This is a genomic window from Pseudoduganella sp. GW821-FHT12E03, assembly GCF_058807115.1.
In genome coordinates this window covers 1-5,775 of record NZ_JBXAQJ010000032.1, presented here as the reverse complement: position 1 = coordinate 5,775, position 5,775 = coordinate 1, and the positions used below count along the sequence as shown (strand labels likewise).

Annotated in this window: 1 protein-coding gene; it reads left to right on the top strand. The window is 64.4% G+C overall.

From position 1 onward, the window contains the following. Positions 1-5,775: amino acid adenylation domain-containing protein (locus tag AC1RRC_RS33110; protein WP_493060178.1), on the top strand; the 5,775-nt coding region annotated here is incomplete at both ends.

The window sequence follows — 5,775 nt, the reverse complement described above, 5'->3', positions numbered from 1 at the left end:
ATGGTGCCGGCCCACTTCGTCTTCCTGGAACAGCTGCCATTGACGCCAAACGGCAAGCTCGATCATCGCGCCCTGCCCGCTCCCGATATGAGCCGCAATCAGAGCGGCTACGTTGCCCCCCGCACGCCGACGGAAGCGACCCTGGCCGCGATGTGGGCTGACGTGCTGAAACTCGATCAGGTGGGTGCAACCGATAACTTCTTTGCCCTGGGAGGGCATTCCCTGCTGGCCACCCAACTGGTTTCCAGAATACGTAACGCATTCGAGATCGATTTACCGCTACGCGCATTGTTCGAGACCTCTTCCCTGGAAGCCCTGGCGGGCCGGATCGAGAACATGGCTCCGCAGGGAGGCGAGTCGATGGCGCCGCCAATGCTGCCGGTGCCCCGCGATGCGGCGCCGGCGCTGTCATTCTCCCAGCAGCGCCTGTGGTTCCTCGACCAATTCGAAAGCGGCGGTGCTTCATACAATATTCCCGCTGCGGTAAAACTGCTTGGCATACTGGACGTGGATGCCCTGACCCGCACCGTCAATGAAGTGGTACAACGCCACGAGGCGCTGCGTACCAGTTTCGCCACCGTCGATGGCGAGCCAAGGCAGATCATCGCCGCCAGCCTGGAACTGCGGCTGCCCTTGCTTGATTTGAGCCAACTGCCCCAGGCGGAGCGCGAAGCGCGCGCCACCTGGCTGACCCAGGACGAAGCGCAAACTCCGTTCAACCTGGCCACCGGCCCACTGATCCGGGTTCGCCTGTTACGCTTGCGCAGCGACGAACACATCGTACTGTTCACCATCCACCACATCGTCTCCGACGGCTGGTCGATGGGCCTGCTGGTGCAGGAAGTGGCGGCCCTGTATGCGGCCTATGTCCAGGGCCAGCCTTCGCCGCTGCCGCCGCTGGCGATCCAGTACGCCGATTTCGCCCACTGGCAGCGCCAGTGGCTCAGCGGCGAGGTGCTGGAACGCCAGCTCGGCTACTGGACCGAACGCCTGGCCGGCGCCCCGGCCTTGCTGGCCTTGCCGACCGACCGAGCCAGGCCGCCGGTGCAGTCGTTCATCGGCGAGCTGTTCTCGTTCAGCATACCTTTACACACCACGACGGCCCTGCACACCCTGGCCTGCCGGGAGCAAAGCACGCTGTTCATGGCGCTGGCCGCCGCCTTCAACATCCTGCTGGCACGCTACTCGGGCCAGTCTGACATCGTCATCGGTACGCCGATCGCCAACCGCAACCGCGCCGAAACTGAAGCGTTGATCGGCTTCTTCGTCAATACGCTGGTGCTGCGCACGCAGGTCGATATCAATGCACCGTTCACGGCCTTGTTGCAGCAGGTACGCGCGACCGCGCTGGGCGCCTATGCACACCAGGACGTACCCTTCGAGCAACTGGTGGATGCCGTCAAGCCGGTGCGCAGCTTGAGTCATTCTCCATTGTTCCAGGTAGCCTTTGCCATGCAAAACGCGCCGGAGCAAACGCTCGACCTGCCGGGATTGCGCATGTTGCCGATCCAGGCCACCAGTGCGACCGCCAAGTTCGACCTGACGCTGAATGTCAGCGAACAGTACGACGGCCTGGCCTGCACCATCGAATACAACACCGATTTGTTCGATGACGCCACGATGGCGCGCATGGCTGGCCATTTCAGCCAGCTGCTGCATGCCGTCGCCGCCGACTCCACCCGTCCCATCGCGCAATTGGATATGCTGTCCGCCGCAGAGCGGACACAGCTGCTGAATGGCTGGAGTGACCCGGACGGCAAGATGGACCGTCTTTACCTGCTCGACGCCAGCCACGATCTGGTGCCGATTGGCGTACCTGGCCACGTGTACACGGAAGCATCCGGTTCCTATGCGGAGGCCGAGGCCGACGACAATACCGCGCCGCATCCGCTGCGCCGCGATGCCCACCTGCGTAATACGGGCGACCTGGCGCGCTATCGTCCCGATGGCACCATTGAACACCTGGGCCGCGCAGACAAACGTTTTGCCGAGACCCCGCCAATCGACACGGAAGTTGTCTATGTGGCGCCGAGCACGGACACCGAGCATGCAGTTGCCGCGATCTGGGCCGACGTGCTCGAGCTGGAGCAGATTGGCGTTCACCACAACTTTTTCGCGCTGGGCGGCCACTCGCTGCTGGTCGCCGTGGTGATCAGCCATATCGAAGCGACGCTGGAGGTGACGGTGCCGGTCGAAGTCTTCTTTACCGCGCAAACCGTCGCCCTGATCTCCAGCTATATCGACCAGCTCCCGCAAGGCGGCGACACGGCGCGCCTGCCCACCATCGTCGCGGTCGATCGCTCGGCGCCGCTGGCGTTGTCGTTCGCTCAGCAACGCCTGTGGTTCCTCGACCAGTTCGAAACCGCCGGCGCCTTCTACAATATGCCGGCTGCGGTCAGGCTGCACGGTACGTTCGACGCCGACGCGCTGCGCCTCACCCTGAACGAGATCGTGCGCCGCCACGAGGCGCTGCGCACCACCTTCGGCCTGCATGAGGGTGCGCCGGTGCAGCGCATCCGGCCGCATCAGGTGTTGCCACTGCCGATGACCGACCTGGGTACGCTGGAGCAGGGTGAGCGCGAGGTACACGCCCTGCAATTGGCGGCCGAGGAAGCGCAGACGCCATTCGACCTGGCACAAGGTCCGTTGATCCGGGCCCGCCTGATCCGCCTTGACGCCGCAGAGCATATCGTCCTGCTGACTTTGCACCATATCGTTTCTGATGGCTGGTCGATGGGTGTGCTGGTGCGGGAACTGGTATCGCTCTATGCTGCTTTCGTTCAACACCAGCCCTCGCCATTGCCGGAGCTGCCCGTCCAGTACGCCGATTTCGCGCACTGGCAACGGCAGTGGCTGAGCGGCGACGCCCTGCAGCAACAACTGGATTACTGGAGCGGCCAACTGGCCGATGCCCCGCCATTGCTGGCGCTGCCGACCGACTTCCCGCGTCCCGCGCTGCCCAGCCATCGCGGTGCCGTGGTCTCGTTCACGGTGCCCGCCGACGTCACCAGCGCGCTGCAGACCGTCACCCAGCAGGCGCAGACCACGCTGTTCATGACCCTGAACGCCGTCTTCAGCATACTGCTGGCGCGCTATTCGGGCCAGTCCGACATCTGCGTCGGCACCCCCGTCGCCAACCGCAACCGTGCAGAAACAGAGGCGTTGATCGGCTTCTTCGTCAATACCCTGGTGCTGCGCACGCAGGTGGTCGCCGGCGCCAGTTTTGCCGAACTGTTACAACAGGTGCGCAGCAAGGCCATCCAGGCTTATGCGCACCAGGACGTTCCGTTCGAGCAATTGGTTGAACTGCTCAAGCCGGAGCGCCAGCTCAGTCATGCGCCGCTGTTCCAGGTCATGCTGGTCCTGCAGAACACCCCCACGGGCAAATTGGAGCTGCCCGGACTGACGTTCGAACCGGTCGAAGCCGACCGCACGAGCGCCAAGTTCGATATGACCTTGAGCATCACCGAAGCCGGCGACGAGCTGGCCGCCACGCTCGAGTACAGTACCGACCTGTTCCAGGCGGCGACCATCGAGCGCATGGCGGCCCATTTTGTGTGTCTGCTGCGGGCGGCCGGCGCCAGCCCGGATGCGCGCGTGGCCGACCTGGCGATGCTGGGCCACAGCGAACGTGAACAATTGCTGAACGGTTGGAACGCCACCACGCACGCCTATCCCGACCAGCATACCATCCAACAGCTGTTCGAAGCCCAGGTGGCGCGTACGCCCGGGCAGGCGGCGGTTGTCTACGGAGCCGACACCCTGAGCTATGCCGCCCTGAACAGCCGAGCCAATCAACTGGCCCGCTATCTGCGCGGCCACGGTGTCGGGCCGGATGTGCTGGTTGCACTATGCGTCGAACGTTCGCTCGACATGCTGGTTGGCCTGCTCGGCATCCTCAAGGCAGGCGGCGCCTACGTGCCCCTGGACCCATCCTATCCACGCGAACGCCTGCAAGCGATGCTCGACGACGCGCGCCCGGCCATGGTGCTCACCCAGTCCCATCTGCTTGTGCATTTCGGCGACGTTGCACCTGTGCTTTGCCTCGACAGCCAATGGCAGGCGCTGGCGATGCTGGACGACAGCAATCTCGTCCCGCTGGGCATGCCCGGCAATCTGGCCTATGTGATCTATACCTCCGGATCGACCGGTCTGCCCAAGGGCGTGTGCATCCAGCACCGCTCTGCCATCAACCTGGTGCGAGCGTTGCGCCGGCAGATTTACAGTGAGCTGGCCAGCCTGGATGGCATGAAGATCGGCGTTAACGCTTCATTCGCCTTCGATGCCTCGGTCAAGCAACTGTTGTTAATCCTCGAGGGCGGCACGATCTATCCGATTCCCGCCGAACTGCGCGCCGATACCGAGGGGCTGGCCGCCGCCATGGCCGATTGGGGCCTCGACGGCTTCGACTGCACACCGTCGCAGCTGGCGCTACTGCTGAAGCCCACGCCACAGCAGACTGGCGCGCTGCCGGCCTATGTGCTGATTGGCGGCGAGGCCATCGATCAAACCATGTGGCGGCAGTTGCGCGCCCATACAGGCAGCCGCTTCTACAACGTCTACGGTCCCACTGAAACAACGGTGGATGCCGCATGGTGCGCCATTCAGGCCAGCGGCGAGGTGCCGGTCATCGGCCGCCCTATCGCCAATGCCCGTATCTACCTGCTTGATGCCGAGCTGACGCTGGTACCAGTCGGCGTGCCGGGAGAACTGTATATTGGCGGCCACGGCCTGGCGCGCGGTTATCTGAACCAGCCCGCGCTGACGGCTGAACGTTTCATCGCCGATCCGTTTGCCGGTATACCGGGGGCTCGCATGTACCGCACCGGCGATCTCGCGCGCTATCTGCCGGATGGAAACATCGAATGCCTGGGCCGGATCGACCATCAAGTCAAGATCCGCGGCTTCAGGATCGAACTGGACGAAATCGAGGCGACGCTGGCGCGGCTGCCAGCCGTACGCGACGCCGTGGTGTTGGCCAGTAATGAAGCCCCGGGCGGCCCCCGCCTGGTGGCTTACCTGGTGCACGCCGACGGGTATGCGCCGTTGGAAACGGCAGAGTTGCGCGCCACGTTGGCGCGCTCGCTGCCGGATTACATGGTGCCCACCGCTTTCGTCTGGCTCGAACGGATGCCGCTGACGCCAAATGGCAAATTCGACCGCCGCGCTTTGCCTGCGCCCGACCTGGATCAAAGCAGCGCCGCGTATTCCGCGCCGCGCAACAACACCGAACAGACGCTGGCCGCTATCTGGGCTGAGGTGCTCGGCCTGGCCCAAGTCGGCATCCACGACAATTTCTTCCAACTGGGCGGGCACTCGCTACTGGCGATGCAGCTGATTTCCCGGCTGCGCTCCGCCTTCGCCCTGGAACTGCCTGTGCGTGTGCTGTTCGAGGCCCCCACCATCGCGGACCTGGCAATGCGCATCGAGCAAAGTCCGAACGCAGGCGTGGGCGCGGAGCAACTGCCCATGCTACCCGTCGCGCGCGACGGCAGCCTGCCGCTTTCCTTCACCCAGCAACGTTTGTGGTTCATCAATCAACTCGACGGCAACAGCGCGGCCTACAATATGCCAGTGGCGGTCCACCTGCATGGGGATCTGAACCGTGCGGCGCTGGCCCGCGCGCTCAATGAGCTAGTGCGCCGCCACGAGGCGCTGCGCACCAGCTTTGCCACGGTCGACGGCACACCGCTGCAATCCATCGCCGCCAGCCTGGAACTGGCGTTGCCGCTGCAGGACCTGGGCGCGCTGCCGCCGGCCGAACGCGAGGCGCGC